This window comes from Hymenobacter perfusus (assembly GCF_003944765.1).
GTDB classification, from domain to species: domain Bacteria; phylum Bacteroidota; class Bacteroidia; order Cytophagales; family Hymenobacteraceae; genus Hymenobacter; species Hymenobacter perfusus.
Genome location: NZ_RWIU01000001.1, coordinates 133,910 through 160,511, shown reverse-complemented (window position 1 = coordinate 160,511; position 26,602 = coordinate 133,910). Strand labels below are relative to the sequence as shown.

Here is a 26,602-nt window from a genome sequence, read left to right as displayed (position 1 = left end):
GAAAAGGAATGCCCCGTGTTGTGAATATTAAAATATAATTTAAAAATTGTATATATTTTATATGATTATTTTGTGATAATATAAATATATATGAGTAGAATGCTAGTGATTTGTACATATCTAACCTTACACCAACCTGCGTCGCTGATTTGCTGTGAGACAAATGAGTGACGCCACCAACATCACGGTTTCCGGTTTGGCTAGCGCAAGTCTGTCGCTGAAATCAACCTCGGAAGACAGGTAATTCCCTGTTAGACCGCTCTTATGCACTGGTCTGCCTCGCGCATAAAGTTCGGCTGCAGAGTTATCCGTAGAGAGGAGAAGAATGCATGTTATGGCATTGAATTGTTTTTAAGCAATTTTTAATATGATTAAATTTACTATTGATGAAGATATGCTTACATAATAGAGCCGCATGGATTAGAGTTTCAATAAATGTTCATGTAGTTGATTACTTTTAGCGAAGAATTAAGAGCAATGGTTGAAACTTTTCAGTTTTGAACATCAAATCCTATCTTGGAACTCAGTTTAACTCACCAAACCTTTTTCACTCACATGCGGAAAATTTTATTGACGGCGGCTCTTGTCGCGCCCGTACTGTTGCAGCAGGCGGCCGCGCAGAACCGGCAAATCTCTGGGCGGGTCACTGACCGCGCTACAGGTCAGGGTCTGCCAGGTGTTACGGTACTCGTAAAAGGCACAACCAACGGGGTATCCACTAATTCTGATGGGTCCTATACCATTAGTGCTCCTGCAACTGCAACTACTCTGTCGTTTTCATCTATCGGCTTCGTAGCGGTAGAGCGTGCCATTGGCGATGCTTCTACTATTGATATCGGACTGGCTACTGATTCTAAGCAACTTAATGAAGTAGTTGTAACTGCCGTAGGTATCGAACGTCAAGAGAAGACGCTGGCCTACTCTGTAGACGTAATCAACAACCGTTCGCTTACGCAAGGCCGTGAAACAAACCCCATAGCAGGCTTGCAGGGTAAAGTTTCTGGCGTGAATATCTCCAAGTCAGGCGGTGGGGTGAACAGCGCTACCCGTATTACCTTACGTGGTCAACGTTCTTTGCAGCAAGATAACCAGCCACTTTTCGTTGTGGATGGTATTCCGATTGACAATTCTAACACTCTAGCTACTAATGCTGGTGTAGATACCGGTAACCGTGTGGGTGATATCAACCCAGATGATATCGAAACCATGACGGTGCTGAAGGGCCCAAGTGCAGCAGCTCTATACGGTTCGCGAGCTTCCAATGGAGCTATCATCATCACTACCAAAACAGGTAAGGATGCCGCAATTCGTGGAAAAAAAGCGGAAATAACTTACACCAGCTCCTTTACCGGAGAAAGTGTTCTGAAATTTCCGGATTTCCAAAATAGCTATGGTAGTGGTTATGACCTGGATACGTACATTCCTTATGAGAATACGAACTATGGACCTCGCTTCGATGGTAGCCCAGTTCAGCTAGGGCCACCAGCACTAGATGGCTCTATTCAAACTATTCCATACTCCGCGGTTAAGGATAACGTTAAGGACTTCTTCAACACGGGTACTACGTTCCAGAACACGTTGGCTTTCCAAGGTGGTACAGCTAAGTCAAACTTTTATCTGTCGTTCTCCGATGCCAAATCAAAGGGCATCATCCCGGACGATGAGTTCCGTCGTAATACGCTCAAACTGACAGCGGCTACATCTTTAGCTAATAAAGTAACAGCTAGCACTTCCATTAATTACAACCACAATAAAACGGATGTAACGTGGAATGAGAGCAATGCTGGTGTAATAAATAACGTATTTCAGGTTTCGCGGCAGGTTGACCTATCTAAGTATAAGGACCTGAACGACAAGTTTTCGAGCCGAGACGGTTTCTTCAATGGTTACTATGCTAACCCTTACCAAACCATTGACGACAACCGGTACATCAGCAATCTTGACCGTGTAATTGGCAACGTTACGCTGGGCTATGCCGCTACGGATTGGTTGAACTTTACCTACCGTATAGGCTCGGACGTTTCTTTTGACCGTCGGAAGGAGCGCTCGGCTATTGCCTCTTACGTTACAAGAGCTGGGGTAGACAGACCAACCGCTACTCCAGGCTACTTACGCGAGGGCTCGATTTTCGTTAGCGACCTGACCAGTGATCTGTTGGCAACTATCAAGCGGGACATTACGCCTGATTTTTCGTTCCAATTGATCTTGGGTAATAACATTCGTTCGCGCAATACCCAATCTACCGGCGTTGTTGCTAATGCTCTGGCTCTACCTGGGTTCTATAATCTGAGCACACGTATCGGTGAATTAGGGGGTGAGGAATCTACTAACAGGAGACGTTTGGTAGGTGCTTATGGTGACCTTACCCTTTCGTTCCGGGATTACTTATTCGTGACAGCTACTGGTCGAAACGACTGGACTTCTACGTTGCCAAAAAGCAACCGTTCCTACTTCTACCCTTCGGCTGGTGTCGGCTTTGTATTCACAGAAGCAATTTCGGCTCTGAAGGATAATACCATATTGACCTATGGTAAACTACGTGCCAGCTACGCGCAAGTAGGTAGTGACACTGACGCATACCAGTTGAACACCACTACTCCAGCTGGGGCAGGCTTTCCCTACGGATCTAATGTTGGTTATACCCTCAGCAACACCAGCAATAACCCCGATCTAAAGCCTGAACGTACTACTTCTTACGAAGGTGGTATTGAATTTGGCTTCCTGGATGACCGTATTGGTGGTGAGGCCACGTATTATCAGTCCAGAACGACGGATCAGATCATTCGTTTGGGCGTGCCTTCTACCACTCTATTCTCTCAAGCTAACCTGAACGTTGGCGAAGTGAAGAATAAGGGGTTTGAATCTTCCTTGCGAATTACTCCCGTACGCACGGAGAGTGGTTTCCGCTGGGATATTGGTGCCAACTTCTCTACCAACAAAAACGAGGTAGTAAGCTTGATCGGTAATATCAGAGCACTGGATATCAGCACCTCTCTTCGTGGGGTGGTAGCAGCAGCCGTAGTAGGAGAGTCATTCCCAATGCTTCGTGGTTCCGCTTTCCTACGGGACCCTCAGGGCCGCGTTGTAGTGAATGGAACGACTGGCTATCCGATTCGGGATACCCAGACTCGCAACTTAGGTCAAGTCAACCCCAAGTATATTATCGGTGGCAACATGACTTTTGCCTATAAAGGGCTTCGGTTGACCGGTGTTATCGATATGCGCCGTGGTGGGTATATGTACTCGGGTACCAAATACAACCTTGCGTTTACGGGGTCTTCTGTTGAAACGGCGGAGTATGACCGTCTGCCGTTTGTATATCCGAATTCGGTAATCCAAAATGCGGATGGCACATTCACGCCGAATACTACGGTGAAAACGGCAGATGGCGGATTCGATCTGTTCTATAGCAACCTGTCCAACGCTGTTGCAGAGTACAATATCATCAAGTCAGACTACTTCAAGTTGCGCGAGGTATCGTTAACCTACGATCTGCCACAAACCCTACTTGAAAAGTCTCCCTTCGGCCGGGCATCTATCGGTGTAAATGGACGGAACTTGCTGCTATTTGTTCCTGGTGAGAACAAGTTCATTGATCCGGAATCCAACCTGCAGGGTAGCTCTAGTAATATTCAGGGTATCGAATACAATGGTATTCCAACAACCCGCAGCTACGGCGCTAACCTCACAATTACTTTCTAATCTTTCTGATTAGAGGGAACTAACGATAGGTTAGTTATGCTAACCTTAAATCACGACTTCTTCTTTTTCATCATATGAAAAACCTCTTTTTGCGCAAATCCGTTCTGGGCGGATTAATGCTGGGAGCTCTTGCGTTAACTGCTTGCGATAACTTTCTCGACGTTAACGAAAACCCCAACAACCCGGAGAATGTACGATATCCCCTAGTTCTTCCCAATGCGCTTAATAGGCCATTGGCGACAGTAGGTAGTCCTCTTAACATCTTGGGTAACCTGTGGACGAACAACTGGGCGCAGGCTTCTGACTTCCTGTTTTATTTGCCACAAAATCAGTACAACCTAACGCCCACTACGTATGATGGCTCTTGGCAGAATATGTACTCGGGGGCAATAGCTGATTTGCGTTACATTGAGGTAAATGCACAAGAGGCTAGTGATAAAAACTATGTGGCCATTGCTAAAATTATGGAAGCATATAGCTTCCAGATTTTGGCAGACGGCTGGGGAGACATTCCCTTTACAGATGTTTTGGCTATCGATCCGCGTAAACCCGTAACGAATCTGACGCCTAAGTATGATGCAGCGGAAAGCGTGTATGACGGTATCATCACGCTACTCAATGATGGCTTAGCTCAGATTGATGCAAATGCTCCCCGCCCTAATGGTCAGCAGGACATCTACTTCGGGGGAGATATGGCTAAATGGCGTCGTTTTGCAAATACGCTGAAGCTGCGTGTTTACATGCGTCAAAGCCGGGCTAGAGATTCCAAAGCCAAGGCTGGTATTCAGGCTATGCAACAAGCTGGAGCCCAATTTCTGGGAGCTAGCGACAATGTGGCTGGTAATCCTGGATATAGCAACGCAACTGGACGCCTGAATCCCCTGTACGAAAGCATTGGCTTTACGCTCACGGGTGCCAATACTTCAGGTTACAATGCTACCAGGGCTAACGTATTCGCGCTTAATTATCTTCGCGAAACGGGAGATACTTTACGTCTGAAAGCCTTGTATGCGCCACGTCCTGGCACTACTACAAGTAGCTCTAAAAACTACTACGGCGTTGTAAATGGTGTTGGTACTTATGCTCCCTCTGTTTCGCAGCAGGTGTCACCTGTAGGCCCAGCAATTATTCGCTCTTTTGCAAACCAAGGTTTTGCTGCTCCTGTGTACCTGATGACGGCTGCAGAGTCATATTTTCTGCAAGCTGAAGCTGTTGAACGAGGGTATATGACTGGCATAGCTAAGACACTGTATCAGACCGGTATTGAGGAGTCGTTCAAGTTACTGGGGTTAACGACTGCACAAGCTAGTGCTTACTATAATACCTCTAAATCCAATCCTGCTCCTAAAAACTACTACGGCATTCAGCCTGCTGCAGTTTTGAACGCGGCGGCAGGGCAGTTGGATTTGAAAGTAGTAAGCCCTAAGTACGATGATGCTACTTCTACGGAGCAAAAAATTGAGGCCATTGTAACCCAGAAATGGATTGCTAATAATGGCTACAATGGTTACGAATCTTGGAGCGAGTTCCGTCGCACAGGATATCCCCGTGGTAACTATATCTCTCTTAGTGCACGTCAGCGTAGCTTCCCTGTTCGGCTACCTTATCCACAAACAGAGGCAAATAACAATCCCAACACTCCTACTGGTGTCACGTTGTTTGCACCCCGTTTGTTCTGGGATATAGACTAGACAAAATTAACAACACAAAAAAGCCCGCTGAATTAATTCAGCGGGCTTTTTTGTGTTGTTAATTTTAATCAATTAACGCATTGGCAATATGAAACAGAGGACATCATATTGCTGAAGACATCAACTCTGCATCAGGTACCCCTTGATGTACTCCTCCAAATCTCCATCCAGCACGTTTTGCACATCCGTGCGTTCAATACCGGTGCGCAAGTCCTTGATGAGCTTGTACGGGTGAAGAACGTAGTTGCGGATCTGGGAGCCAAAGTCAATGCGGCGCTTGCCCGCTTCTACGGCGTCGCGGGCAGCGTTGCGCTTGTCCATCTCAATCTGGTGCAGCCGCGACTTGAGCATGCGAAGAGCGTGCTCTTTGTTCATGAGCTGACTGCGTTCAATCTGTACGGCGATGATAATACCGGATGGGGCGTGGGTTAGGCGTACGGCCGTTTCTACCTTGTTCACGTTCTGGCCACCGGCTCCGCCAGCCCGGAAGGTATCCCAACTGATATCGGCCGGATTTATCTCGATCTTGATGGTGTCATCAATAACCGGATAGGCGAAAACCGACGCGAAGGAGGTATGACGTCGACCACTGCTGTCGAAGGGTGACATCCGCACGAGGCGGTGGACCCCTATTTCGCTTTTGAGGTAGCCGTAGGCAAACGGGCCATCTATTTCCAGGGAAGCGGACTTGATACCGGCTCCTTCGCCGGGCTGGTAGCTGACTTGGCGCACCGTGAAGCCCTGCTTTTCGCCCCACATGATGTACATGCGCATCAGCATCTCGGCCCAGTCCTGGCTTTCAGTACCACCGGCCCCGGGGTTGATGTCGATGATAGCGGAAAGCTGGTCTTCCTCGTTGGAGAGCATCCGTTTAAACTCCAGCCGCTCTACTGCCTGTTGGGCCGCATTAAACTCCTGCTGAATTTCGGATTCCTCCACGTCGCCTTCACGGTAAAAATCGTAGAGGACTTCGACGTCACCGACTAGCTTTTCAACGGCTTCGTAGTCGTCAGTCCAGACTTTAACAGCCTTGATTTCCTTCATCACGGCCTCTGCTTTCTTGGAATCATCCCAGAAGCCCGGAGCTGTGGTCTGTTGTTCGGTTTCTACTACCTGAGCTTTGCGACTATCGTAGTCAAAGATACCTCCTCAGGGCCTCAGCGCGGCCCTTCAACTCCTTCACCTGGTCGTAGGTCATGGAAAAAAATGCGTGAATGGATAAAATGAGAATAGGCACTGCTTAGGAAGCACAGCCTGATCAAAGGTCGGAAGAAAATAGCCGGAAAATGAAACCGGGTGCTACCAGTGGCTGGCCAGCCACTGGTAGCACCCGGTTCAGGTGTCTGAATAAAGCGGGCTAGCTCTGCACGCGTACCATCCAACCGTGAGTATCAGTAGCCTCACCGCTGCGAATGGCGGCCAAGGTAGCCGAAACCCGGTGAGAGAAGGCATTAGCTGGGACAGTCGGCAGTGTGTAGTCGTCACCCTGGTAGCCGATGACGGCAATAGGTGCGATGGTAGCGGCCGTGCCTACGCCGAATGCTTCCTGGAGGGTTCCCGCAGCGTGAGCCGCCAGAATTTCCAACGCGGATACTTTGCGCTCTTCAACCGGCATGCCCCAATCGTGAGCCAATTGCAATACGCTACGGCGGGTAATCCCATCCAAGATGGAGGTGCTAAGGGCGGGCGTCACCAAGCGGCCGTCGATAACGAACATGGCGTTCATTGTGCCGGATTCCTCCACGTATTTGTGCTCCGAGGCATCGGTCCAGATGAGCTGGTTGTAGCCTTCCTGCTGAGCCAGTTTGGTAGGGTACATGGCGGCGCCGTAGTTGCCGGCATTCTTGGCGAAGCCTGCGCCGCCTTCGGCTGAACGCACGTACTTCTCCTCGAAGCGCACCCGCAGTGGCTTGCTGTAGTACAGCCCTACCGGGCAGGTAATGATCATGAAGCGGTAGGAATCCGAGGGGCGCACGCCCAGCATACCGTCGGTGGCAAACATGAAAGGACGAATGTAGAGGGCACTACCCGTAAAGTTGGGTACCCACTCCGCATCCAGCCGAATCAGTTGGCTCAGGCCCTGCATAAAAATATCCTCCGGAATGGCAGGCATGCACATGCGCTCCGCTGAAGCATTCAGACGGTGCCAGTTGTCAAGCGGCCGAAAAATATAGATGTCGTTATCCTGGTTCTTGTAGGCCTTCATGCCTTCAAAAATGGCTTGGCCGTAATGCAACGCCGAGTTGGCGGGGTTCACGGATATGTCACCGTAAGGCACAATCTGCGGTTCCTGCCACTCGCCGTTCTCATAGTCAACCACCAGCATGTGATCAGCAAATGTTTTGCCGAATTCAAGCTGGTCAAAATCTACTTCCGGCAGGCGCGAAGACGTAGCGCGCTGCGTTGGGATGGTGAGGGTGTCAATCATGCGAAATGGGGTGGGAGAAGGTGGAGGAAACACAAGGGCCGGTCATCTTGGGGGCAGGGAGATACGAAACCATTGTGCGGAGCGGGTGGGGGAGTAGGAAAGCGGAACGAGTAGTAAAGGTGCGGAATTTCTTCCGAACACTTGTTAGTCTGGCATAGTGCCGGACCTCACATACGAGGTTCCCATTTCACTTCTTCGGCGTTCAGTTCATGGGCCATCTGGCGGCTGAGAACGAAGAGAAAATCGGAGAGGCGGTTGAGGTACATGATGACCAACTCAGCCACGAAAGATTCTTCCTGGAGCTGAATGACCAGTCGCTCGGCGCGCCGGCAGACGCACCGGGCAAGGTGAGTAAATGACACCGCCTGATGCCCGCCGGGCAGAACAAATACGCGTAGCTCCGGCAAACCGTCATTCATGCGGTCCATTTCCTGTTCCAGCAGCGTAATGTCCTCCGCGTGCAGGTCGGGAATCTTCATTTTCGACTTCTCGGGGTCGGAAGCCAGTGACGCACCGATGGTGAATAGGCGGTCTTGGATTTCCTTGAGTAACGGGCGACGGGCGGCATTCACCTCTTGGTCGCGCACGAGGCCGATATAGGAATTTAGCTCATCCACCGTCCCGTAGCATTCAATACGCAGACTGGACTTGGGCACACGCGTGCCGCCGATGAGGGAAGTCAGGCCCTTGTCGCCGGTTTTGGTATAGATTTTCAAAGGAGAAGCAGAAAAAAGGTGGAAGGAGAATCCTACTACCCGCAACGCCCCAAAAGGTTCCGGAGAACTGGCTAGTGATTGGCCAACTGATGCGCGGCTACGTCCTGATTAAACACATCAGATTCCACGAGGCCGTCGCGCAGACGCACAATACGGTGCGCGTGCCGGGCAATATCCTCTTCGTGGGTAACCATAATAATGGTGTTGCCACGCACGTACAGGGCCTCAAACAGCTCCATGATTTCATGGCTGGTGCGGGTGTCGAGGGCACCGGTTGGTTCGTCGGCCAGGATGATGCTGGGGTTGTTGACGAGAGCCCGCGCAATGGCGACGCGCTGGCGTTGCCCACCCGAAAGCTCATTGGGCTTGTGCAGAGCCCGTTCTGCCAAACCTACGCTGCGTAATGCCTCCCGAGCCATTTCCTGCCGCTCACTCTTGCCATAGCCGGCATAAATAAGTGGCAGAGCTACATTATCAAGGGCAGTGGCGCGGGGCAGCAGGTTGAAGGACTGAAATACGAAGCCGATTTCCCGGTTACGCACATCTGCCAGCTGATTGTCCGTCATGTTGCTGACGTCCTTCCCGTTGAGGATGTAGCTGCCGCCTGAAGGCGTATCGAGGCAGCCGACGATGTTCATGAGGGTAGATTTGCCTGAGCCCGAGGGGCCCATAAAAGCAACATACTCGCCGCGCTGAATGGTAATGGATACCGATTGCAGAGCGTGAATTTCCTCCGTCCCCATCCGGTAGACCTTGGAAATATCAGTGGTTTCGATGACGGGAGGCAGCATAACCGAAGGGCCGGGGTTAGTTCCAGGGGGCGGTGGCGGCCGACTTAGCCGTGCGGCGCGCCTCATACTCTGTACGAAAGGTAGCGTAATCTACGGGGGAAAGCAATGTGCCCAACCGGTAGAGCGGTGACTGGGCATACTCCGTGAGGCCTACCGGTACCGAGGCCAGCACGTAGGCTTTTAACAGCGCAACGGAGCCGGGGTTTACTTCAATGCCCCGGAGCAACGTGTTGTAGGCCGCATTATAATCGCGCCGGGTGGTATGAAAAGCCGCCGCCGCTACCAGCGCATTTTCGGCAAAGGGCGCTTCCCGAACCAGTTGCGCGTACAGGCGGGCAGCCTCCTGAGGTTGCTGGGCAGCCTCGGCGAGAATAGCCTGAAAGTACAGGCGCTGAAACAGGTCGAAGCCTGTAAAACGGCCTTTCTGCACCAATTGACGCAACTCCGGTACCTGTCGGCCGCGTACGTACAATTCCCCGCGAAGCACATTCCAAGGCGATGCTCCGATGGCGGTTATGGCTGGCGCGTACTGCTGCACCGCCTGTTGCGTAATGGGCAACTGCCCCGACTGCAGCGCCCGGGGCAGCTGGGCCAGCAACGCAGTATTGCGCAACGCCTCATTTGTAATTGACAGAGCGGCCGGCACCTGCTGAGCAGCCGGTAGCTCGTCGCCACGTACTACCAGGTATTGCGTCCGTAATGAGTCGGGGGCCTGGAGGTAGCGGGAACGGAAATCCGGTTCCAGAATGGTGAGCAGCCGTTGGATGGAAACTGCCCCGGCAGGCGTAGCACCCGTGAGGGCACGGGCGGCAACCCGGCGGGCGGAATCGGGCTGGTTAATGAGCGCCAGCGCGTAAGCTTCCGGTAAGGCCACCAGCGAAGATTCGTTTTGCCGAGCTTCGTTAAGGCGAGCTGCCGCCGGTACTGTCAAACCCTGGTCAATCAGCCACAGGCCCTGCAGTTGCTGGTAATACGCCGTGGCCGGGCTGGAGCCGGTAGCCAGCGGCACAATGGTCGTCTGAGCAGCCACGGGACGGCCGCCGTAGTGCTGGGTAAAGGCCCTCAGGAACGTCAGCTGGTCTAGGTAGCCTTCATTAACCGGACGAGCAGCCAGACGGGGCAGTACAGGCAGCAGCGTTGTATCGTGACGTAAGGCACGGGACAGGCCCTCGTGGTATAGCCGCGCGAAACGGGCGGGGGAAAGTACGGTTGCCGTGTCGGGCGAATCAGTAAGGGAAGCGGGCTGACCTGTGAGCTGGGCCAGCAGCAGGACGTTACTTTGCACGGCAGCATCGGGGCTGGCGGCGGAGACTTGTGCCAGTTTGGCGGCCTCGGGCCACTGCTGCTTGCTGATGAGGTAAGCCAGCTGGTTGGCCAGGAACGTGGGGTTATCGGGGGAGGCTGCCTCAGCGCGGTTCTGGTAGAACGCTACCGAATCGGTTAGGCTGGAGCGGGAGTAGAGCTGGGCCAGGTCGCTGTTGAGGGCCGCGCTGTTGGGAGTGGTTTTCAGGGCCTGACGCAACACGGCCAAACGGTCGAAAAAGTCGCTCGGCTCATTGTAGAGAGCCGCCAGCCGCAGGGAAATCTTTTCGGAAGGGCGGCGGGATAAAGCGCGACGCAGAATGTTAATTTCGTTCTGGCGTTGCAGCCGGAACCGGTAAAGAGCCGCCCGGCCCAAGCTGGCCTTGTGGTTATGCTGGTCGAGAACGTCACTCTCCGCGTAATACCGCTCGGCCAGTAAGGCCTGCGCCATATCGTCGGGCGCATATTCGCTTTCCAGGCGCGACAGGTCGCCCAGGTTATTGAAGGAGGCTGCCTGTACCTGATCCAGCAGAAAGAAGTTATTGCGCATTTCCACCGCTGCCAGCACTGCCAGGCCCAGGATGTACATGGCATAGAACGGAAAGCGTCGCGGCTCGAAAACTACCCGGTGCACAGGTAGCTTTTTGCGCAGCAAGGGAGCAAAATTCAGCAGCACGTACAGGAGGAACGCCCCACCCACGCATAGAAACGCTAGGGCCGTGAAGTCGCGGCCGGCCTGTAGCATGGGGTCGTTGGCGGTGGCCAGAGCATAGCCCAGCACTGCTGCCGCCAGCAATACCAGGACGAGGTATACCGTAGGCGCGGCCAGTTGAGCGGGCACCCAATCGGCAAACGTAACGGCCCGGCGGCGCAGGCCCAGCCAGCCAATCAGAACGGCCGGAATCAGCAGCACGAAGGGGTCGAGGTGCAGGCTGGGCAGCACCAGTAGCTCACTCTGGTTGAGATAATACAGCAGCAGCATGCCCAGATACAACCCGCTGGCCAGCAGAAAAGGCAGCAGCCCGTAGCGGCCGGCCGGTGTTTCGGCCTGGGTATTGAGCCAGAGCAACCCGTGAAGGTTTTCAAACGCTACCCAGACTACCAGTAAGGCGAAAGCAACGGCTCCGCTGGCCGTGAAAAAGGCACTCAGATGCAGGGCCGTAACCTCTGTCGGACCGGGGCTGCGCAGGAACAGCAGTGCCCCAAGCCCCACCACCAGCGCGGCAAACACCCCCAGGCGTAGGCCAAACGAAGTATCAGGGCGGAAGGCGTGGAAGTAGTAGGCCGGAAGGCCCAAGCCTGCCAGCGCCAGCAACAGAAAGTACTGCTTCTGCCCATCGAAAACGCCCAGCAAATCCGCATTGAGCGACATCAGCAGGAAAATGACCAGCGCCATACCGGCAATAAAGGCCGGCCGCGCCAGGCTGTTGACCGTGGCCAGAAAATATACCAGGGCCACTCCCAGCAAGGCAACTAAGGCAAAAGCCGCGTCGGGCCGCAGGAAGGGGCCGGCTACGTCGTAGGTCTGGGTGATGAGGTAGCCGTTGGCCTGTATGGGTAGGTTTTCGGTCCCGATGGTTACCTGGGCTACGGTAGCCGGTATGGGCGTCAGCTGAGCTACCGCCTGCACGGGCAGCACCGTGTCTTCGGCGGTGAAATAATGCCAGCCTGCCAGTACTACGGCCACCGCCGCGCACAAAGCCAGAACCAGGAGCGGGCCGCGCCAAAAGGTGGGACGGCCGGGGGCGGGGAGCAGGGCAGGAGCAGGCACCGGCAGCTATTCCAGTACTTTAGGTACGCGGAAATAATCGGAATCCTTGCGCGGGGCGTTGCGCAGGCCATCCTGGTGGCTTACCGTATTGTGGGCCTCATCGGGGCGCAGCACGTTGATTTCCTGGGAGAGGTGCACAAGGGGCTCCACGTCATCGGTATTGAGCTGGCGGAGCTGGTCTACCCAATCCAGAATCTTATTCAGGTCGCCGAGCATCTGCTGCTCTTTGGTATCGTCGAATTCGAGGCGGGCCAGATGGGCCAGGCCGCGGAGAGTGGCAAGGTCGGTACTCACGGGGAGGAGAAAAGTAAAAGAGGGAAAGTCAAAAGTAAAAGTCGGCGGGCAAAGCTAGGCGGGCGTCCGTTTCCGCGCTGGCTGTGCCGGCTCGGTTTTCGGGCGGCGCCAGGTACTGGGTTCCGGAACGCCGCCAGCTTCTGGCTGCAGGGCACTGGCAATAACGTCGTAGGCACGCTGCTTGATACGTGGTGCATCGGCCGCCGTGAGGCCAGTGGTAACAATCGGCTCGTGTACGATGATGGCCAGGGGCGAGTAGCGCACCCGCAGCCCCCCGGGAACATCGGGCATGAAGCGGTGGTTCAGCGGCATGGTAATGGGTACAACCGGTACGCCCGCCGCAATAGCCAGCTGAAACGCACCGTCCTTGAATTCGTCCAGCTGCTGCCCCGGCTGCTTGCCAATACGCCCTTCGGGAAAGATAACCACCGAGCGGCCCGCTTCCAGCGTGCGGCGGGCCTGCACCATGGCCCGACCCCGGCTCACGGCACTGTCCCGGTCAACGGTGATATAGGCACTGCCGAAAATAGGTCCCCAGGCGGGTACTTTGGCCAGGGAGCTTTTGCCCATGATGTTGAGCCAGCCCGGAATAGTACGGAACAGCAGCAGAATATCAATGTAGGAGCTGTGATTGGCTACGTACACATACGGCTGCTGCGCCGGCAGCGCAGAGGCCCGCACCGTTTTAACCGGTACGCCCCACATGAGAATAGACAGCCGGCTCCAGGCCCGGTTAAGCGTATGCAGATGCCGGTGCCATTGCGGCCGGCGGCTCAGCAGTAGTTGCAGCGGGTACGTCAGCACAAAAGGCAGCACGAACCAGAACGTAGCCCAGGTGGTGTACAACCGATGACCGACATAGCGAAGCAGACGCGACATAAGCACAAAAGTACGGTGTTAAGCGAGGAATGTGGCGAAGCCGGCAAGAACCGCCCGTCCGCGTGAACAACCGATGAACTGCCCGGCAGCTTTGGCCAGCCAGGACGGGCCACGCCGAAACTACCTCAACTGCCCAGCAGCCGTGCGGCTTTCAGCAGGCCGGCCACGCTGATGGCATCGGTAATACGGTTGTCCATTACCAGCTGCACGGCCTCGCTCAAGGGGAGTTTCCACAGACGCAGGTCCTCGGTTTCTTCCGGCTCAGTTTCGCCCTGGGTCAGGTCCTGGGCCAAGAATACGAAGCCTTCCTCGTCCGTCACCGAGTTGGAAGTGTGTAGGCGCATGATGTTGGTCCAGCGGGCGGCCAGCAGGCCGGTTTCCTCGCGCAGTTCCCGCTGGGCCGACTCCAGAATATCCAGCTCCACGGGGCCGCCGCCCATCGGAATTTCCCAGCTGTATTCGTTCAGGGTATAGCGGTACTGGCCCACCAGCCAGGTATTGCCGTCGGCATCTACCGGAATGATGCCCAGGGCCTTGTTTTTCATCGATACCACCCCATAGATACCCGGGTTGCCGGCCGGGTTGATGATCTGGTCCTCACGGACCCGAATCCAGGGGTTCTGGTACTTTAGGTCGGTGCCCTGTACCTGCCAGGGGTTGTGCGTTTCGTCGAACTCAGGGCCGGAAAAGGTGGGCATGTGCGGTAGGATAAACAGTACCAGAAGGCTGTAAAGATACGAGTCCGGCAGGCCTTACTCCGGGAAGATTTCCTCTCGCCGGGCGGAATCCGCCGTTGGCCGGGTAGCATGCCTTGTTAATCAAATAAAGCGGCCACGGGCTACGCAATCCTATACCTTTGACTTACTAATTATTCAGCGCGCGTAGGGTTCATGGAAAGGAAGACTCTCACCGCGTAGTGTTGGTGCCTGGCAAAAGGAGTAGGGTGGATGAATGACATTTTGCCGGCCAATGCGACGGAAAAGGCCGCTGCCTCGGGCAGCGGCTTTTTTATTTTCCGGCCACTCTCAGAAGTGTGTTTAGGCGGCTGCTTCGTACGCCGGCCCAAATCCTGTAAGCTCTGGAAGCCAACCCCGCACGAAACGGCCGCGTAACAAGCCTCTACCAGCCGTTCACTTTCCGGCCGGTGTCTTGTTTTATTATGGCGAACCAATCAAAAAACCAGACTTCTCAACCCCAACCCGGCGACCCACTATTCAACCTGAAACACGCCGAAGCCGAATCGGCGCTGGCTCAGAATACCGGCGGCCTTGGCCCCACCACCAACGTGTATACCACCACCGACGAAGAGGAAGGCCTGGATGAAGGCCCCCGCGACAAACAGGGCTTCCGTCGGGGTGAATCGGCTGCTCCCGAAGCCGGCTCCACGGCTGGCAGCCACTAGCCTTTGTGCTACGCCTGGGGCGTATGCTTTGTATAAGACTCCGAAGAGAAGCCTCCGCAGGTGCTACGGCCACTGCGGAGGCTTTTTGTTGTCTGGGGTAGCCCGGCCCAGGAGTCAGGCGCGTATTTTTGCGGCCTATGCTACTTGTTTCCCATACCGGCGAACCGCTGGAAGCCGGCCTCGACGAAGCTGGCCGGGGCTGCCTGGCGGGCCCGGTGTTTGCCGCCGCCGTTATTTTGCCCCCCGATTTTGCCCCGCAGTTCCTCAACGACTCCAAGCAGATGACTGCCAAACGGCGGGAACTGGTGCGAACTGAAATCTGCCGGGAAGCCGTAGCCTGGGCCGTGGCGGAAGCCTCGCCGGAAGAAATTGCCAGCATCAATATCGCGCAGGCCAGCTACCTGGCCATGCACCGGGCGGTGGCCCAGCTGGCCGTAATGCCCACGCATCTGCTCGTAGATGGCAACCGGTTCAAGATGCACGCCACGCTGCCCCACACCTGCATCATCGGGGGCGACGGAATTTACAGGAGTATTGCAGCGGCCTCGGTGCTGGCCAAAACGTTTCGTGATGAGCGGATGAGTGAGCTGGCCGTGCGGTACCCGGCGTACGGCTGGGAGCAGAACGCCGGGTATCCGACAGCCCGACACCGCGCCGCCATCCGTGAGTTCGGTCCCACCGAGCACCACCGGATGGGCTTCCGGCTGTTGTAAGCTCACAACTGCTCCCGACGCACACCGGCCCGGCAACTGTTGGTTGCCGGGCCGGTGTGCGTCGCAAGGAAAACAGGCAGTTGTCAGCCCTAGTCCTTCAGTCGTAACAGATCCAGAAACAGGCTGAAACCATCAACAGTGGTACCGCCTTCCCCGAAACTATCGAAGCTCAGGGGCTTGATGATGTAGCCGCTCACGGCCAGGTCCTGGGCTTTTAGACGGTCGGTTTCCAGGTCGGAGGTGGTGGTGATGAACACGTTAAGGCCCACAAAGTCATGGTCGGAGCGCAGGATTTCGAGCAGTTCCAGGCCATTCATGCGGGGCATATTCAAGTCAAGCATCACCACGCTGGGCTTCGGAATCTGGTCCTGGCCGCCTTCGCCGCGCAACATGTTCAGAGCCTCGCGGCCGTTGCGGGCAATGTGCAGGGGTACGTTCACGTTGTGCTTACGCAGCTCCCGCTGTACGTTCATGATATCCATCTGGTCATCTTCTACCAGCAGGATGCTTGGTTGTGCCGTTTCAGAGTTCATAAGTGAAAACGCGTTGTAAAGGCCACCTAAGGCGGGCATTTATACGGCAATTAACGCCCAAGGGTGGGATTTGTCGTGGAAATGGTCGGTTCAGTCCGGCGGCGGGGCGGTTCCTTGGGCCAGGTGAAAACAAAGGTGGCCCCCTGTCCCTCAGTCGATTCAACGAGGATGGAGCCGCCCTGGCGCTCCACAATCTTCTTTACAATGGCCAGGCCCACGCCAGTGCTTTCCAGCGTATCCCGCTCCGTGAGCGTCTGAAAGATGATGAAAATCCGCTCGTGGTATTCCGCCGCAATACCGGGGCCGTTGTCAGCTACGGAGAAAGTGTAAAACTTGGGACCTTCCACGCAGCCAATGCGCACCAGTGCGGTTTCAGGCCGGTGGTGGTACTTCACGGCGTTGCTGATGAGGTTGGTGAACACCTGTTGCAGCTGCACGCGGTTGGTCTGGATGGTGGGCAGATAAAACGGCAGCTCCACCTCAAAGCCGGCCGGCAGCTCCAGCGAGTCAACGATTTCGCGCAGCAGCTGGCGCACGAACACGGCCTCATCGGCCTGGGGCGTGCGGCCGATGCGGGCCAGGTCCAGAATGCCGGTAATCAGGTTTTCCATGCGCCGCACCCGGGTCCGCATCAGCACCAGAAACTCCTTGATGTGGTCGGGCAGGCTTTGGCCCAGGTCCTCCTCAATCCAGCGCGAAGCCGTTTCGATGCCCCGCAATGGCGCTTTCAAATCGTGTGACACCACGTAGGCAAACTGGTCGAGCTCCTGATTGCGCCGCTCCAGCTGCCGGATATTGGTGTTGATGGTATCGGTCATGGTATTGAGCGAGGCCGTCAGCTCCGTCAGCTCGTCATCGGCCGTGTCCGGCATCTGGGTCGAGTAGTCGCCGCCGGCAATGCGCTGGGCCTGCACCACCATGCCGCTGATGCGCTTGGAAAACTGCCGCACCAGGTACGAGGCGTACAGCAGCCCCAGAAAAATAGTGGTCAGCGTAATGCTCACCGACAGAATCCGGGTTTCGCGGATGCTGTCCTGCAGCTTCATGCGCTGCTTGAGGCGGGTTTCCGATTCCTCCTTATCAAACACCCCAAACAACACCCGGATCTGATCCATCAGCACCTTGCCGGTGAGGTCGGTGGTAAGGTTGCGGTGTTCCAGGCCGTCGAGGCCGGTCTGGGTGGGGTTGCGCCGCAGGGCTTCGCGCTTTTCGCCAATAAGCAGGTGCGAATACGCGGCCCACTGCTGAAACAGGTATTGGGCCCGCACCAAGCGCTCATACTGCGGAGTGCCAAGCATGAGTTCATTACGCAACTCAGCAAAACGCCCCAACAGGTTCCGCTCGCCCTCGTAGTAAGGAGCAAGCACGGTTTCGTTGCCGATGAGCAGGTAGCCCCGGAAACCGGTTTCCATATCAATGATGTTGCGCAGCAGCGTGGTGGCCTCGCCAGTAATCCGCTGGGAGCGTTCTACGCGCTGGGAGTTGCGTAGCACCGCCCGCGAGAGTTGGTAGTTGATGACCACCACCGCCGCAAACAGCGCCGAAATGACCAGAAAGCCCGCGAATAGTTTGGTAGAGAGTTTCAGCTTCATGCAGCAGAGGCAACGGACGCAGGCGGTTACCGGCCGCCCCGAATGGATTCCTCAATGGTACGCAACAGCCGGGTAATGTGGTCGGCCAGGCGGTTGATTTCGGCCAACTCGCCAATAGCCGCGTCCTGCTGGCCGGCGTGGTGCATATCGAGCAGGCGGCTGGCTTCGCGGTGAATCTGGTTGTGCAGACGGTCCAGCTCCCGGCTTTCGGGTAGGTGGCCAAAATCGGTGAGCACCCGCTGGGTAAGCCAGTGGCCGAAGGCGCACTGCTGTGGGTCGCGGATGGGGCCCTCGGCGGTTTGGCTGCCGAACAGGGCGGAGCGCAGCTTGGATTTGAATAGCATGTGCTTGATGCGGGCAGCATCAAATTCCTGCTTGAGGTCGTCGGACATGAGGGGAGGAAATGCCGTAGGCCGGCTGGTTGCAGGCCGGCCTGGGCGTCGTATGCAGGCAAAGATAACGAAACCCGGCCGCGTCCGCCCGGCCATAATTGGCTACTTTCGCGCCGCCACCACGGGCCGGCCGGCGCGCCGCGCGCTGGGGGCTTGTCTGGTACCTTCGTTTTTTACCTTCCCACTCCACCCCATGTCCGACACGCTCAAAACCGTTCCGCTCAATGATGTTCACCAGCAGCTGGGGGCCAAAATGGTGCCCTTCGCGGGCTACAACATGCCCGTGCGCTATTCCTCCGACCTGGACGAGCACCACACCGTGCGCCGGGCCGTGGGCATGTTCGACGTATCGCACATGGGCGAGTTCCGGGTGCGCGGCCCCCAGGCCCTGGACCTGATTCAGCGCGTAACCAGCAACGACGCCAGTAAGCTCGCGCCCGGCAAGGCCCAGTACAGCTGCCTGCCCAACCAGCAAGGCGGCATCGTGGATGACTTGCTGGTGTACATGCTGGCCGAGGAAGACTACCTGCTGGTCGTCAACGCCTCCAACATCGACAAGGACTGGGCCTGGATTCAGCAGTTCAACACCGCCGGAGCCGAAATGCAGAACATTTCCGACGAGATGAGCCTGTTCGCGGTACAAGGCCCCAAAGCTACGGCCGCCCTCCAGAGCCTCACCGACGCCGACCTCTCGGCCATTCCGTACTACTCCTTCGTGCAGGGCACCTTCGCCGGCGCGCCGGATGTAATCATCTCGGCCACCGGCTACACCGGCGCGGGCGGCTTCGAGCTGTACGTGCCCAACGCGCATGCCAGGCAGGTATGGGACGCCGTGATGACGGCCGGCCAGCCCTACGGCCTCAAGCCCATCGGCCTAGGGGCCCGCGACACGCTGCGCCTGGAAATGGGCTACTGCCTCTACGGCAACGACATCACCGACACCACTTCGCCTCTGGAAGCCGGCCTGGGCTGGATTACCAAATTCACCAAAGACTTCACTAACTCCGAGAGCCTGAAGGCCCAGAAGGAAGCCGGCGTGGCGCGCAAGCTGGTGGGCTTCCTGATGGACGGCCCCGGTATCCCGCGCGGCCACTACCCGCTGGTAAATGAAGCCGGCGAACCAATTGGCGAAGTAACCAGCGGCACCCAGTCGCCGAGCCTGGGCAAGGGCGTGGGCCTGGGCTACGTGCAAACCGCGCTGAGCAAGCCCGGTAGCCAGATTTTCGTGCAGGTGCGCGGTAAGAATCTGCCGGCTACCGTAACCAAGCTGCCCTTCGTACCCGGCACCGAAGAGGTGTAAACGGATCTATTTAACCGTCATGCTGAGCGAAGGCGTAGCCGCAGTCGAAGCATCTCTACCTCTGGCTAATTCTTTGGATTACCCTCAGTAGAGATGCTTCGGCTACGGCTGCGCCTTCGCTCAGCATGACGTTTTTTAACTTTCTCCGATGACCAATCAACTCCCCACGCTCGACGTGTGCTTTTCCCCCGAGCTACTGCCGCTGTACGACCTGCGCGGCAAAGTAGCCGTGGTGGTGGACGTGCTGCGAGCCACCAGCAGCATCGTCACGGCGCTGGCGCAGGGCGTTACGCATCTGGTGCCATTCAGTGAGCTGGATGCATGCCGGGCGCAGGCCGCGGCCGGCTACCTCACCGCCGCCGAGCGGGACGGCCGCCAAGCCGAGGGCGTGGACCTGGGCAACTCGCCTTTCGGCTACCTCGATGGCGTGGTGCCCGTGCGGGGCCGGGCGGTGGCCATTACGACCACCAACGGCACCCGCGCGCTGCACCTCTCCGCCGCTGCCGATGAAATTGTGGTGGGTGCGTTCCTGAACCTGGGAGCCGTGGCCGACCACCTGTGCCACCTGAACAAGGACGTGGTAGTGGTGTGCGCCGGCTGGAAAGGCCTGTTTTGCCTTGAAGACACGTTGTTCGGAGGTGCCCTGGCCGCCCGCCTCCAAACCGATTTCGACACCACCGGCTCCGACGCCACCCTGGCCGCCCTCGACCTCTGGCGCGCCGCCGAGCCCGATCTGGCCGGCTACCTGCTCCAGTCGGCCCACGTCCGCCGCCTCAACAGCCTCGAAGCCCATAAGGACATGGAGTTCTGCATTCGCCAGGATGAGTACAACCTGGTACCCATCTTCGACGGATCACGGATTACTGCGGATCACTGATTACACGGATTTTTCGACGGATTTCACGGATTTTGTGGACGATTGTAGCACGCGCTTTAGTTTGTGGTGTGGGCCGTATATCAACTCCGGATAAAACAAAAAAGGCTTGCCACACGGCAAGCCTTTTTTGTTGATAGCTCAATTTCTGAGCAGGATTCGGCGCAGGGCACAAGCTAAACCGTGTGCCACAATCGTCTGCAAAATCCGTGAAATCCGTCTAATCCGCGTCAATCAGTGATTAAATTGGGCTTCCTCGGTGCTGCCGACCAGTGCGCCGGTGCTGCTGAGGCCGCTGGTAACCACGTTCTGCACGGCGTCGAAGTAGCCCGTGCCCACGAAGGCCTGGTGTTTCACGGCCTTAAAGCCGTGGGGCTGGAGGGCAAACTCGCGCTGCTGCAGCTCGGAGTAGCCGGCCATGCCCCGGTCGCGGTAGGCCACGGCCAGCTCGAACATGCTGGTGTTGAGGGCGTGGAAGCCGGCCAGGGTGATGAACTGAAACTTGTAGCCCATAGCGGCCAGCTCCTCCCGGAACGTGCTCATTTCCTGCTGACTCAGCTTGGCGGCCCAGTTGAACGAGGGCGAGCAGTTGTAGGCCAGCAGCTTGCCCGGAAACTGGGCGTGAATGGCGTCGGCGAATTGGCGGGCCTGCTCCAGGTCGGGGTGGGAGGTTTCCATCCAGATGAGGTCGGCGTAGGGGGCGTAGGCCAGGCCGCGGGCAATGCCGGCCTCCACGCCGCAGCGTACCCGGTAGAAGCCTTCGGACGTGCGCTCGGCTTCCTGCAGAATGAACGGCTGGTCGCGCGGGTCCACGTCGGAGGTGATGAGGTCGGCGGCATCGGCGTCGGTGCGGGCCACTACCAGGGTGGGCACGCCCTGCACATCGGCGGCCAGGCGGGCGGCCACCAGCTTGTTGATGGCCTCCTGGGTGGGCACCAGTACCTTACCGCCCAGGTGCCCGCACTTCTTGGCCGATGACAGCTGGTCCTCAAAGTGTACGCCGGCGGCCCCGGCCTCAATCATCATCTTCATCAGCTCAAACGCGTTGAGGTTGCCCCCGAACCCGGCCTCCGCATCGGCCACGATGGGCACCAGCCAATGCACCGCGCCCTCGCCCGATACGCTCTGAATCTGGTCGGCGCGGAGCAGGGCGTTGTTGATGCGGCGCACCACGTTGGGCACCGAGTCGGCGGGGTAGAGGCTTTGGTCGGGGTACATCTGGCCGGCACCGTTGGCATCGGCCGCTACCTGCCAGCCGCTGAGGTAGATGGCCTTGAGGCCGGCCTGCACTTCCTGCACGGCTTGGTTGCCGGTAAGGGCACCCAGGCCGGCCACGTATTCCTCAGAGTGCAGTTGCTGCCACAGCCGCTCGGCACCCTGGCGGGCCAACGAATATTCAATCTGTACCGAGCCGCGCAGCTTCAGCACGTCCTCGGCCGAGTACGGCCGCTCAATACCCCGCCAGCGCGGATTCGTGGCCCAATCCTGTTGTAAAGCGGCAATGCGTTCCTGCTTGTTCATGGCGGTAAGTGGTTAGGAGGGAAGTAGGGGAAAGTGAAGGCAAAGGGGGAGCTGTCCGCTCTAAAAAGCGGGTTGAGAAGGGCGGTAAATGAAGGGTTGTCATTCCAAGCGTAGCGAGGAATCTGAGTTAAGTCGTTGATGCAGTAAACCAGATTCCTCGCTTCGTTCGGAATGACAGTCAGGCCAGTTGCTCGTAGGCCGGCACGGTCAGGAACTCGATGAATTTCTCACTGGTTACGAGGCGGTCGAAGAGGCGGGCGGCTTCCAGGTAGCGGCCGGCCGCGTACCGCTCGGGGCCTAGTACCGCCTTGATGCGCTCCAGTTGATCGGGCAGCAGCTGGCGGTACAGCTCCAGCGTCACGGGGCGGCCGTCGTCGAGGGTGGTACCGGGCGTGTGCAGCCACTGCCACACCTGGGCCCGACTGATTTCGGCGGTGGCGGCGTCCTCCATCAGGTTGTAAATCGGCACGCAGCCATTGCCCCGCAGCCACGATTCGAGGTACTGCACCGCCACATCGAGGTTGAGGCGCAGGCCGGCTTCAGTGATGGGGCCTTCGGGGGCCCGCACCAAATCCTGGGCCGTCACGTGCACGTCGTCGCGCTTGTTGTCGATCTGGTTGGGCTGGGGCATCAGCTCATTGAACACGGCCAGGGCCACCGGTACCAGGCCGGGGTGGGCTACCCAGGTTCCGTCGTGGCCGTTGCGGGCCTCCCGGATTTTATCCTGACGCACCTTCTCCAGAGCTGTTTCGTTGGCTTCGGGGTCGTTTTTGATGGGAATCTGGGCGGCCATGCCGCCCATGGCGTGCACGCCCCGGCGGTGGCAGGTCTGGATAACCAGCTGCGAGTAAGCCGCCATGAAGGGCACCGTCATGGTAACTTCGGCGCGGTTGGGCAGCCGGAACTCGGGGTTCAGGCCCAGCCGCTTGATGTAGCTGAAGATGTAGTCCCAGCGCCCGCAGTTCAGGCCCGCCGAGTGCTCCCGCAGCTCCCACAGAATCTCGTGCAGCTCGAAAGCGGCCGGCAGCGTCTCAATTAGTACGGTGGCCTTGATGGTGCATTTGGGCTGCTTCAACGACCACTGCGCAAACCCGAACACGTCGTTCCAGAGGCGGGCTTCGAGGTGGCTTTCAATCTTGGGCAGGTAGAAGTAGGGGGCCGTGCCCCGGGCGCACAGCTCGTGGGCGTTGTGAAAGTAGTAGAGCCCAAAGTCGAACAAGGAGGCACTGACCGGCTCCCCGTCTACCAGCATGTGCTTTTCCAGCAAATGCCAGCCCCGGGGGCGCACCATCAGCACGGCGGTCTGCTCGTTCATGCGATACTCCTTGGTGGGGGTACTCAGGGAGATGGTGTGGCGCACGGCGTCGCGCAGGTTGCGCTGGCCCTCCACCACGTTGGCCCAGGTGGGGGAGTTGGAGTCCTCCAGATCCGCCATGAACACTTTGGCCCCCGAGTTCAGGGCGTTGATAATCATTTTGCGCTCCACCGGCCCGGTAATTTCTACGCGGCGGTCCAGCAAATCGGCCGGGAGCGGAGCCACCGTCCAGGGCTTTTCCCGGATGAGGCGGGTTTCGGGCAGAAAGTTGGGCAGCTTGCCGGCCTCGAACTCCTGCTGCCGCTCCTCACGCCGCTTCAGCAACGCCCGGCGCGTGGCATCGAAGCGACGGTGCAGCTCGGCCACGAAGGCCAGGGCCGAGGGCGTCAGGATTTCGGCGTATTCGGGCGAATAGCTTCCCAGCACTTTTACCCGCTCCGGGGTGAGGAAGGCAGGTGGTGGTATCAACGTCTGCGGTTCGGCGAAGGGCGACATAAGCAAGGCGGTTAGGTAAGTGGCAGATAGGAAAGAGGTTCCGAGTGAACACATCAAACGTACGAAAGCGAATTTTATATAACAAGCGAATATTCGCTAATTTTTCAGAACAAGTACAAAGGCGTAGATTTGCGCAGTACTGCGGGGAACAGCGGCGGGCGTGCAAACACAGCACGCTTTTCCTGCTCCAGTTGCGCTATTTTGCCCTCCTTGTACTTTACCACCTTCCCCTAATGCTGAGTCACGGCCAGGTTGTCCGGTTAATTTTTGGCCTGAAGCTGCGCGAGCTGCGCCAGGAGCGCGGCTTTACGCCCGCCGAGCTGGCCCGCGCCTGCGACGTCTCGGTGTCGTACCTCAATGAGATTGAGAAGGGCAAGAAGTACCCCAAGGCCGACAAGATTCTGAGCCTGAGCAAAGTGCTGGGCGTGACCTACGACCAGCTCACGTCGCTGACGCTGAGCCGCCGCCTGGAGCCCATTTCCGAGCTGCTACAGTCGGACCTGCTCAAGGAGTTTCCGCTGGATATGTTCGGGCTGGACCCGCTGCGCATCGTGGAGCTCATTGCCGACGCGCCGGCCAAGATGAACGCCTTCATCAGCACGCTTTTCGAAATTGCCCGCAACTACGAGATGCGCCAGGAGCACTTTTTCCTGGCCGCGCTGCGCTCCTTCCAGGAGATGCACGACAACTACTTTGAGGAGCTGGAGCAGGACGTGCGCACGTTTCTGGTGGAGCACAAGCTGCCCGCCGCCGCGCCCTTCGACCGCACCCAGCTGGAGCGCGTGCTGATGGACAAGTACGGCTACACCCTGGACCGCGCCGGGCTGGATGAGTACCTGCACCTGGGGCGGCTGCGGTCGGTGTTTCAGCCTAAGTCGCGGCGGCTGCTGCTGCGGCAGGGGCTGAGCGGGGCGCAGGAAGGCTTTGTGTTGGGCCGCGAGGTGGCCTTCAACTACGTGGGCCTCAAGGAGCGGCCCTACGTGAATGCCTCCTTCCCGGTGCGCTCCTTCGAGGAAGTGCTCAACAACTTCAAGGCCAGTTACTTTGCCGGGGCGTTGCTGATGGAGGAGGAAACGCTGGTGCGCGACCTGACGCGCTTTTTCAACGCCAAAAAGTGGGAGCCGGCTTTGCTGCTGGAGCTGTTGGCCAAGTACGATGTGTCGCCGGAGATGTTCATGCAGCGCATCACCAACCTGCTGCCGCGCCATTTCGGCATCCAGAGCCTGTTCTTTTTGCGCTTCGACCAAGCCAACTCCTCGGCCGCCTTCAAGCTCACCAAGGAGCTGCACCTCTCGCGTCTGCACAACCCCCACGGCAACGAGCTGCACGAGCACTACTGCCGCCGCTGGATTTCCCTGCGCATGATTGCCGAGCTGCGCCAGCAGCCCGCCACCCCCGATGCGCCCAACTACACCCTGGGCGCGCAACGCTCCCTCTACCCCAACGGCGACGAGTACCTGTGCCTGACGCTGGCCCGCGGCGGCTCGGCCACCGAGCCCGCCGTGAGCGTGACCGTGGGCCTGCTCTGCGACGATAACCTGCGCCAGAAGGTCCGTTTTCTCGATGATGCGGCCATTGTGCAGAAGGAGGTCAACGAAACCTGCGAGCGGTGTACCATCCCGAACTGTGAGGTGCGCGCCGCTGCCCCCGTGGAAGTGGAACGCCGCCAGCGCCAGCAGGAGCTGGAAGCCGCCGTGGCCGCGTTAGTGAATCAGTAAGGCGATATTGCGGTTATCCTGAAAAGTGAACTGTCGTCATTCTGCTCAGGATGACAGCGTAACCCATCCAATGCTTGCGTAAATTCTGGCTGATTTTCCTGCTGACCCTGAGCGTTGCTGTGCTGGCAGGGCTGGGCGGGGCGTGGTACATGCTCTGGAAGCCCAACGTGCGATACTCGGCGTTTGGGCCGGCGTATCTGTACATCCGCACGGGTGCCGATTACGGGGCGGTGCTCGATTCCTTACGTAAATACGAGCTGCTGCACGACGAAGCCAACTTTGATAGAGTGGCGCGCTGGCAGAATTATCCGGCCCGGGTGCAGCCGGGCCGCTACCTGTTGCGGCCGGGGCTGGGTAACCGGGCGCTGGTGGAAATGCTGAGCCGGGGTGAGCAGGATACGGTGGCTTTCACCCTCGATGCCTTCAAGTACAAGCCCCAGCTAGCCCGGCAGGTAGCCCGCCAGCTCGAAACCGACTCGGTGGGCCTGCGCCGCCTGCTGCAGGACAACACCGACTTGCAGCGGCGGTACCAGCTTGATACCACCACCGTGCTGACCATGTTCCTACCCGGCCCTTACCGCCTGCTCTGGAACACCTCGGCCCGGCAGTTCCTCGACTCGGCCGCCGCCACGCACCGCCGCTTCTGGACGCCGGAGCGCCGGCGTCAGGCCGATTCGCTGGGGCTCAGTCCTACTGAAGTGCACGTGCTGGCCAGCATTGTGCAGCGTGAAACTGCCCAGAAAACCGATAAGCCGCTCATTGCCGGGGCCTACCTCAACCGCCTGCGCCGGGGCATGCGCCTGCAGGCCGACCCCACGCTGCTCTGGGCCATCGGCAACTTTGGAGTGAAACGGGTGCTGAATAAGGACAAGCTGGTGGACTCGCCCTACAATACCTACAAGCACAAAGGTCTGCCGCCCGGCCCCATCACCTCCGCCAACCGCCAGACGCTCGACGCGGTGCTCAAGCCGGCCCGCCACGACTACGTATTCTTCTGCGCCCGCCCCGACGGCAGCGGCTTCTCTGATTTTGCGGCCACCTACGCCGAGCACAAGCAGAATGCGCGCCGCTACCAGCAGCGCCTAGATAGTCTGGGCATCAAGCGGTAGGAAGCAAAAAAGTAGCCCCGTAGTCAATCTTGCGCGTGCAATATTCGGCTCTCAACTCAGCTGA

At 57.6% G+C, this 26,602-nt stretch carries 21 protein-coding genes; 8 read left to right on the top strand and 13 right to left on the bottom strand.

Annotated features, from left to right (window positions below; all coding sequences use genetic code 11):
* Positions 1 to 555: 555 nt before the first annotated feature.
* Both EI293_RS00665 and EI293_RS00660 read left to right on the top strand, forming a co-directional pair.
* Positions 556 to 3,702, top strand: coding sequence for a SusC/RagA family TonB-linked outer membrane protein (locus EI293_RS00665; protein WP_125434728.1), 3,147 nt, complete (start codon positions 556 to 558; stop codon positions 3,700 to 3,702).
* Between the two features lie 74 nt (positions 3,703 to 3,776).
* Entirely contained in the window at positions 3,777 to 5,393 is a 1,617-nt protein-coding gene (locus EI293_RS00660; RefSeq protein WP_125434726.1) for a SusD/RagB family nutrient-binding outer membrane lipoprotein, read from the top strand.
* Positions 5,394 to 5,513: 120 nt separating this feature from the next.
* Here the strand turns inward: EI293_RS00660 and prfB are convergent.
* The 8 genes from prfB to EI293_RS00620 all read right to left on the bottom strand — a co-directional run bounded on the left by prfB (position 5,514) and on the right by EI293_RS00620 (position 14,272).
* Positions 5,514 to 6,591 (bottom strand): peptide chain release factor 2 gene (gene prfB, locus EI293_RS00655; protein ID WP_125434724.1). Its coding sequence is split into 2 segments (ribosomal slippage): positions 5,514 to 6,530 and positions 6,532 to 6,591, totalling 1,077 coding nucleotides; the frame shifts between segments, so codons are not numbered across the junction.
* Between the two features lie 159 nt (positions 6,592 to 6,750).
* Positions 6,751 to 7,821 carry a branched-chain amino acid aminotransferase gene (locus EI293_RS00650; protein WP_125434722.1) on the bottom strand — a complete coding sequence of 357 codons (1,071 nt, stop codon included), beginning with the start codon at positions 7,819 to 7,821 and terminating at the stop codon, positions 6,751 to 6,753.
* A 167-nt stretch (positions 7,822 to 7,988) separates the two neighbouring features.
* Positions 7,989 to 8,537 carry a cob(I)yrinic acid a,c-diamide adenosyltransferase gene (locus EI293_RS00645; protein WP_125434720.1) on the bottom strand — a complete coding sequence of 183 codons (549 nt, stop codon included), beginning with the start codon at positions 8,535 to 8,537 and terminating at the stop codon, positions 7,989 to 7,991.
* Between the two features lie 71 nt (positions 8,538 to 8,608).
* Positions 8,609 to 9,328, bottom strand: a complete 720-nt coding sequence (locus tag EI293_RS00640; protein WP_125434718.1) for an ABC transporter ATP-binding protein — start codon at positions 9,326 to 9,328, stop codon at positions 8,609 to 8,611.
* A gap of 16 nt (positions 9,329 to 9,344) precedes the next feature.
* Entirely contained in the window at positions 9,345 to 12,401 is a 3,057-nt protein-coding gene (locus EI293_RS00635) for a tetratricopeptide repeat protein (protein WP_125434716.1), read from the bottom strand.
* 6 nt (positions 12,402 to 12,407) lie between these two features.
* Complete coding sequence (gene gatC, locus EI293_RS00630) at positions 12,408 to 12,695, bottom strand: Asp-tRNA(Asn)/Glu-tRNA(Gln) amidotransferase subunit GatC (protein WP_125434714.1); 288 nt, start codon at positions 12,693 to 12,695, stop codon at positions 12,408 to 12,410.
* 54 nt (positions 12,696 to 12,749) lie between these two features.
* The gene (locus EI293_RS00625) at positions 12,750 to 13,574 is read right to left on the bottom strand and encodes a lysophospholipid acyltransferase family protein (RefSeq protein ID WP_125434712.1); all 825 of its coding nucleotides are present in this window, start codon (positions 13,572 to 13,574) and stop codon (positions 12,750 to 12,752) included.
* A gap of 125 nt (positions 13,575 to 13,699) precedes the next feature.
* On the bottom strand, positions 13,700 to 14,272 hold the full coding sequence (locus EI293_RS00620; protein ID WP_125434710.1) for an NUDIX domain-containing protein: 573 nt from the start codon (positions 14,270 to 14,272) through the stop codon (positions 13,700 to 13,702).
* A gap of 461 nt (positions 14,273 to 14,733) precedes the next feature.
* On the opposite strand from EI293_RS00620, the gene EI293_RS00615 reads away from it, so the two are divergent.
* Positions 14,734 to 14,976, top strand: coding sequence for a hypothetical protein (locus EI293_RS00615; protein WP_125434708.1), 243 nt, complete (start codon positions 14,734 to 14,736; stop codon positions 14,974 to 14,976).
* Between the two features lie 137 nt (positions 14,977 to 15,113).
* Positions 15,114 to 15,689, top strand: a complete 576-nt coding sequence (locus EI293_RS00610; protein WP_125434706.1) for a ribonuclease HII — start codon at positions 15,114 to 15,116, stop codon at positions 15,687 to 15,689.
* An 89-nt stretch (positions 15,690 to 15,778) separates the two neighbouring features.
* Here EI293_RS00610 and EI293_RS00605 read toward each other — a convergent pair whose 3' ends face one another.
* Genes EI293_RS00605 through EI293_RS00595 form a run of 3 tightly spaced genes read right to left on the bottom strand, consistent with a single transcriptional unit; the run spans position 15,779 to position 18,206 of the window.
* On the bottom strand, positions 15,779 to 16,222 hold the full coding sequence (locus EI293_RS00605) for a response regulator (protein WP_125434704.1): 444 nt from the start codon (positions 16,220 to 16,222) through the stop codon (positions 15,779 to 15,781).
* Between the two features lie 50 nt (positions 16,223 to 16,272).
* Positions 16,273 to 17,814: a sensor histidine kinase gene (locus EI293_RS00600; protein ID WP_246010492.1), complete on the bottom strand. Its 1,542-nt coding sequence runs from the start codon at positions 17,812 to 17,814 to the stop codon at positions 16,273 to 16,275.
* Positions 17,815 to 17,840: 26 nt separating this feature from the next.
* On the bottom strand, positions 17,841 to 18,206 hold the full coding sequence (locus EI293_RS00595; protein WP_170170188.1) for a CZB domain-containing protein: 366 nt from the start codon (positions 18,204 to 18,206) through the stop codon (positions 17,841 to 17,843).
* 193 nt (positions 18,207 to 18,399) lie between these two features.
* On the opposite strand from EI293_RS00595, the gene gcvT reads away from it, so the two are divergent.
* Together gcvT and EI293_RS00585 are read left to right on the top strand one after the other, a co-directional pair.
* Positions 18,400 to 19,506 carry a glycine cleavage system aminomethyltransferase GcvT gene (gcvT, locus tag EI293_RS00590; protein ID WP_125434700.1) on the top strand — a complete coding sequence of 369 codons (1,107 nt, stop codon included), beginning with the start codon at positions 18,400 to 18,402 and terminating at the stop codon, positions 19,504 to 19,506.
* A gap of 148 nt (positions 19,507 to 19,654) precedes the next feature.
* Positions 19,655 to 20,383 (top strand): 2-phosphosulfolactate phosphatase, encoded by a 729-nt coding sequence (locus EI293_RS00585; protein ID WP_125434698.1) that lies wholly within the window; start codon positions 19,655 to 19,657, stop codon positions 20,381 to 20,383.
* A gap of 231 nt (positions 20,384 to 20,614) precedes the next feature.
* On the opposite strand, the gene aceA is transcribed toward EI293_RS00585, so the two are convergent.
* Positions 20,615 to 21,901 (bottom strand): isocitrate lyase, encoded by a 1,287-nt coding sequence (gene aceA / locus EI293_RS00580; RefSeq protein ID WP_125434696.1) that lies wholly within the window; start codon positions 21,899 to 21,901, stop codon positions 20,615 to 20,617.
* A gap of 178 nt (positions 21,902 to 22,079) precedes the next feature.
* On the bottom strand, positions 22,080 to 23,711 hold the full coding sequence (aceB, locus tag EI293_RS00575; RefSeq protein WP_125434694.1) for a malate synthase A: 1,632 nt from the start codon (positions 23,709 to 23,711) through the stop codon (positions 22,080 to 22,082).
* A gap of 233 nt (positions 23,712 to 23,944) precedes the next feature.
* Here aceB and EI293_RS00570 point away from each other — a divergent pair, with 233 nt between their 5' ends.
* Positions 23,945 to 25,429, top strand: coding sequence for a helix-turn-helix domain-containing protein (locus EI293_RS00570; RefSeq protein ID WP_125434692.1), 1,485 nt, complete (start codon positions 23,945 to 23,947; stop codon positions 25,427 to 25,429).
* A gap of 74 nt (positions 25,430 to 25,503) precedes the next feature.
* Positions 25,504 to 26,538, top strand: coding sequence for an endolytic transglycosylase MltG (mltG, locus tag EI293_RS00565; protein WP_125434690.1), 1,035 nt, complete (start codon positions 25,504 to 25,506; stop codon positions 26,536 to 26,538).
* Positions 26,539 to 26,602: the final 64 nt, after the last annotated feature.

What these genes read in the sequence shown, in the direction of transcription:
- EI293_RS00620 (WP_125434710.1), bottom strand. Translation starts at nt 14,272, where the DNA reads ATGCCCACCTTTTCCGGCCCTGAGTTCGACGAAACGCACAACCCCTGG.
- EI293_RS00595 (WP_170170188.1), bottom strand. Translation starts at nt 18,206, where the DNA reads ATGTCCGACGACCTCAAGCAGGAATTTGATGCTGCCCGCATCAAGCAC.
- EI293_RS00665 (WP_125434728.1), top strand. Translation starts at nt 556, where the DNA reads ATGCGGAAAATTTTATTGACGGCGGCTCTTGTCGCGCCCGTACTGTTG.
- EI293_RS00650 (WP_125434722.1), bottom strand. Translation starts at nt 7,821, where the DNA reads ATGATTGACACCCTCACCATCCCAACGCAGCGCGCTACGTCTTCGCGC.
- gcvT (WP_125434700.1), top strand. Translation starts at nt 18,400, where the DNA reads ATGTCCGACACGCTCAAAACCGTTCCGCTCAATGATGTTCACCAGCAG.
- EI293_RS00640 (WP_125434718.1), bottom strand. Translation starts at nt 9,328, where the DNA reads ATGCTGCCTCCCGTCATCGAAACCACTGATATTTCCAAGGTCTACCGG.
- aceA (WP_125434696.1), bottom strand. Translation starts at nt 21,901, where the DNA reads ATGAACAAGCAGGAACGCATTGCCGCTTTACAACAGGATTGGGCCACG.
- EI293_RS00570 (WP_125434692.1), top strand. Translation starts at nt 23,945, where the DNA reads ATGCTGAGTCACGGCCAGGTTGTCCGGTTAATTTTTGGCCTGAAGCTG.
- EI293_RS00615 (WP_125434708.1), top strand. Translation starts at nt 14,734, where the DNA reads ATGGCGAACCAATCAAAAAACCAGACTTCTCAACCCCAACCCGGCGAC.
- EI293_RS00585 (WP_125434698.1), top strand. Translation starts at nt 19,655, where the DNA reads ATGACCAATCAACTCCCCACGCTCGACGTGTGCTTTTCCCCCGAGCTA.
- aceB (WP_125434694.1), bottom strand. Translation starts at nt 23,711, where the DNA reads ATGTCGCCCTTCGCCGAACCGCAGACGTTGATACCACCACCTGCCTTC.
- EI293_RS00625 (WP_125434712.1), bottom strand. Translation starts at nt 13,574, where the DNA reads ATGTCGCGTCTGCTTCGCTATGTCGGTCATCGGTTGTACACCACCTGG.
- EI293_RS00605 (WP_125434704.1), bottom strand. Translation starts at nt 16,222, where the DNA reads ATGAACTCTGAAACGGCACAACCAAGCATCCTGCTGGTAGAAGATGAC.
- EI293_RS00600 (WP_246010492.1), bottom strand. Translation starts at nt 17,814, where the DNA reads ATGAAGCTGAAACTCTCTACCAAACTATTCGCGGGCTTTCTGGTCATT.
- EI293_RS00660 (WP_125434726.1), top strand. Translation starts at nt 3,777, where the DNA reads ATGAAAAACCTCTTTTTGCGCAAATCCGTTCTGGGCGGATTAATGCTG.
- EI293_RS00610 (WP_125434706.1), top strand. Translation starts at nt 15,114, where the DNA reads ATGCTACTTGTTTCCCATACCGGCGAACCGCTGGAAGCCGGCCTCGAC.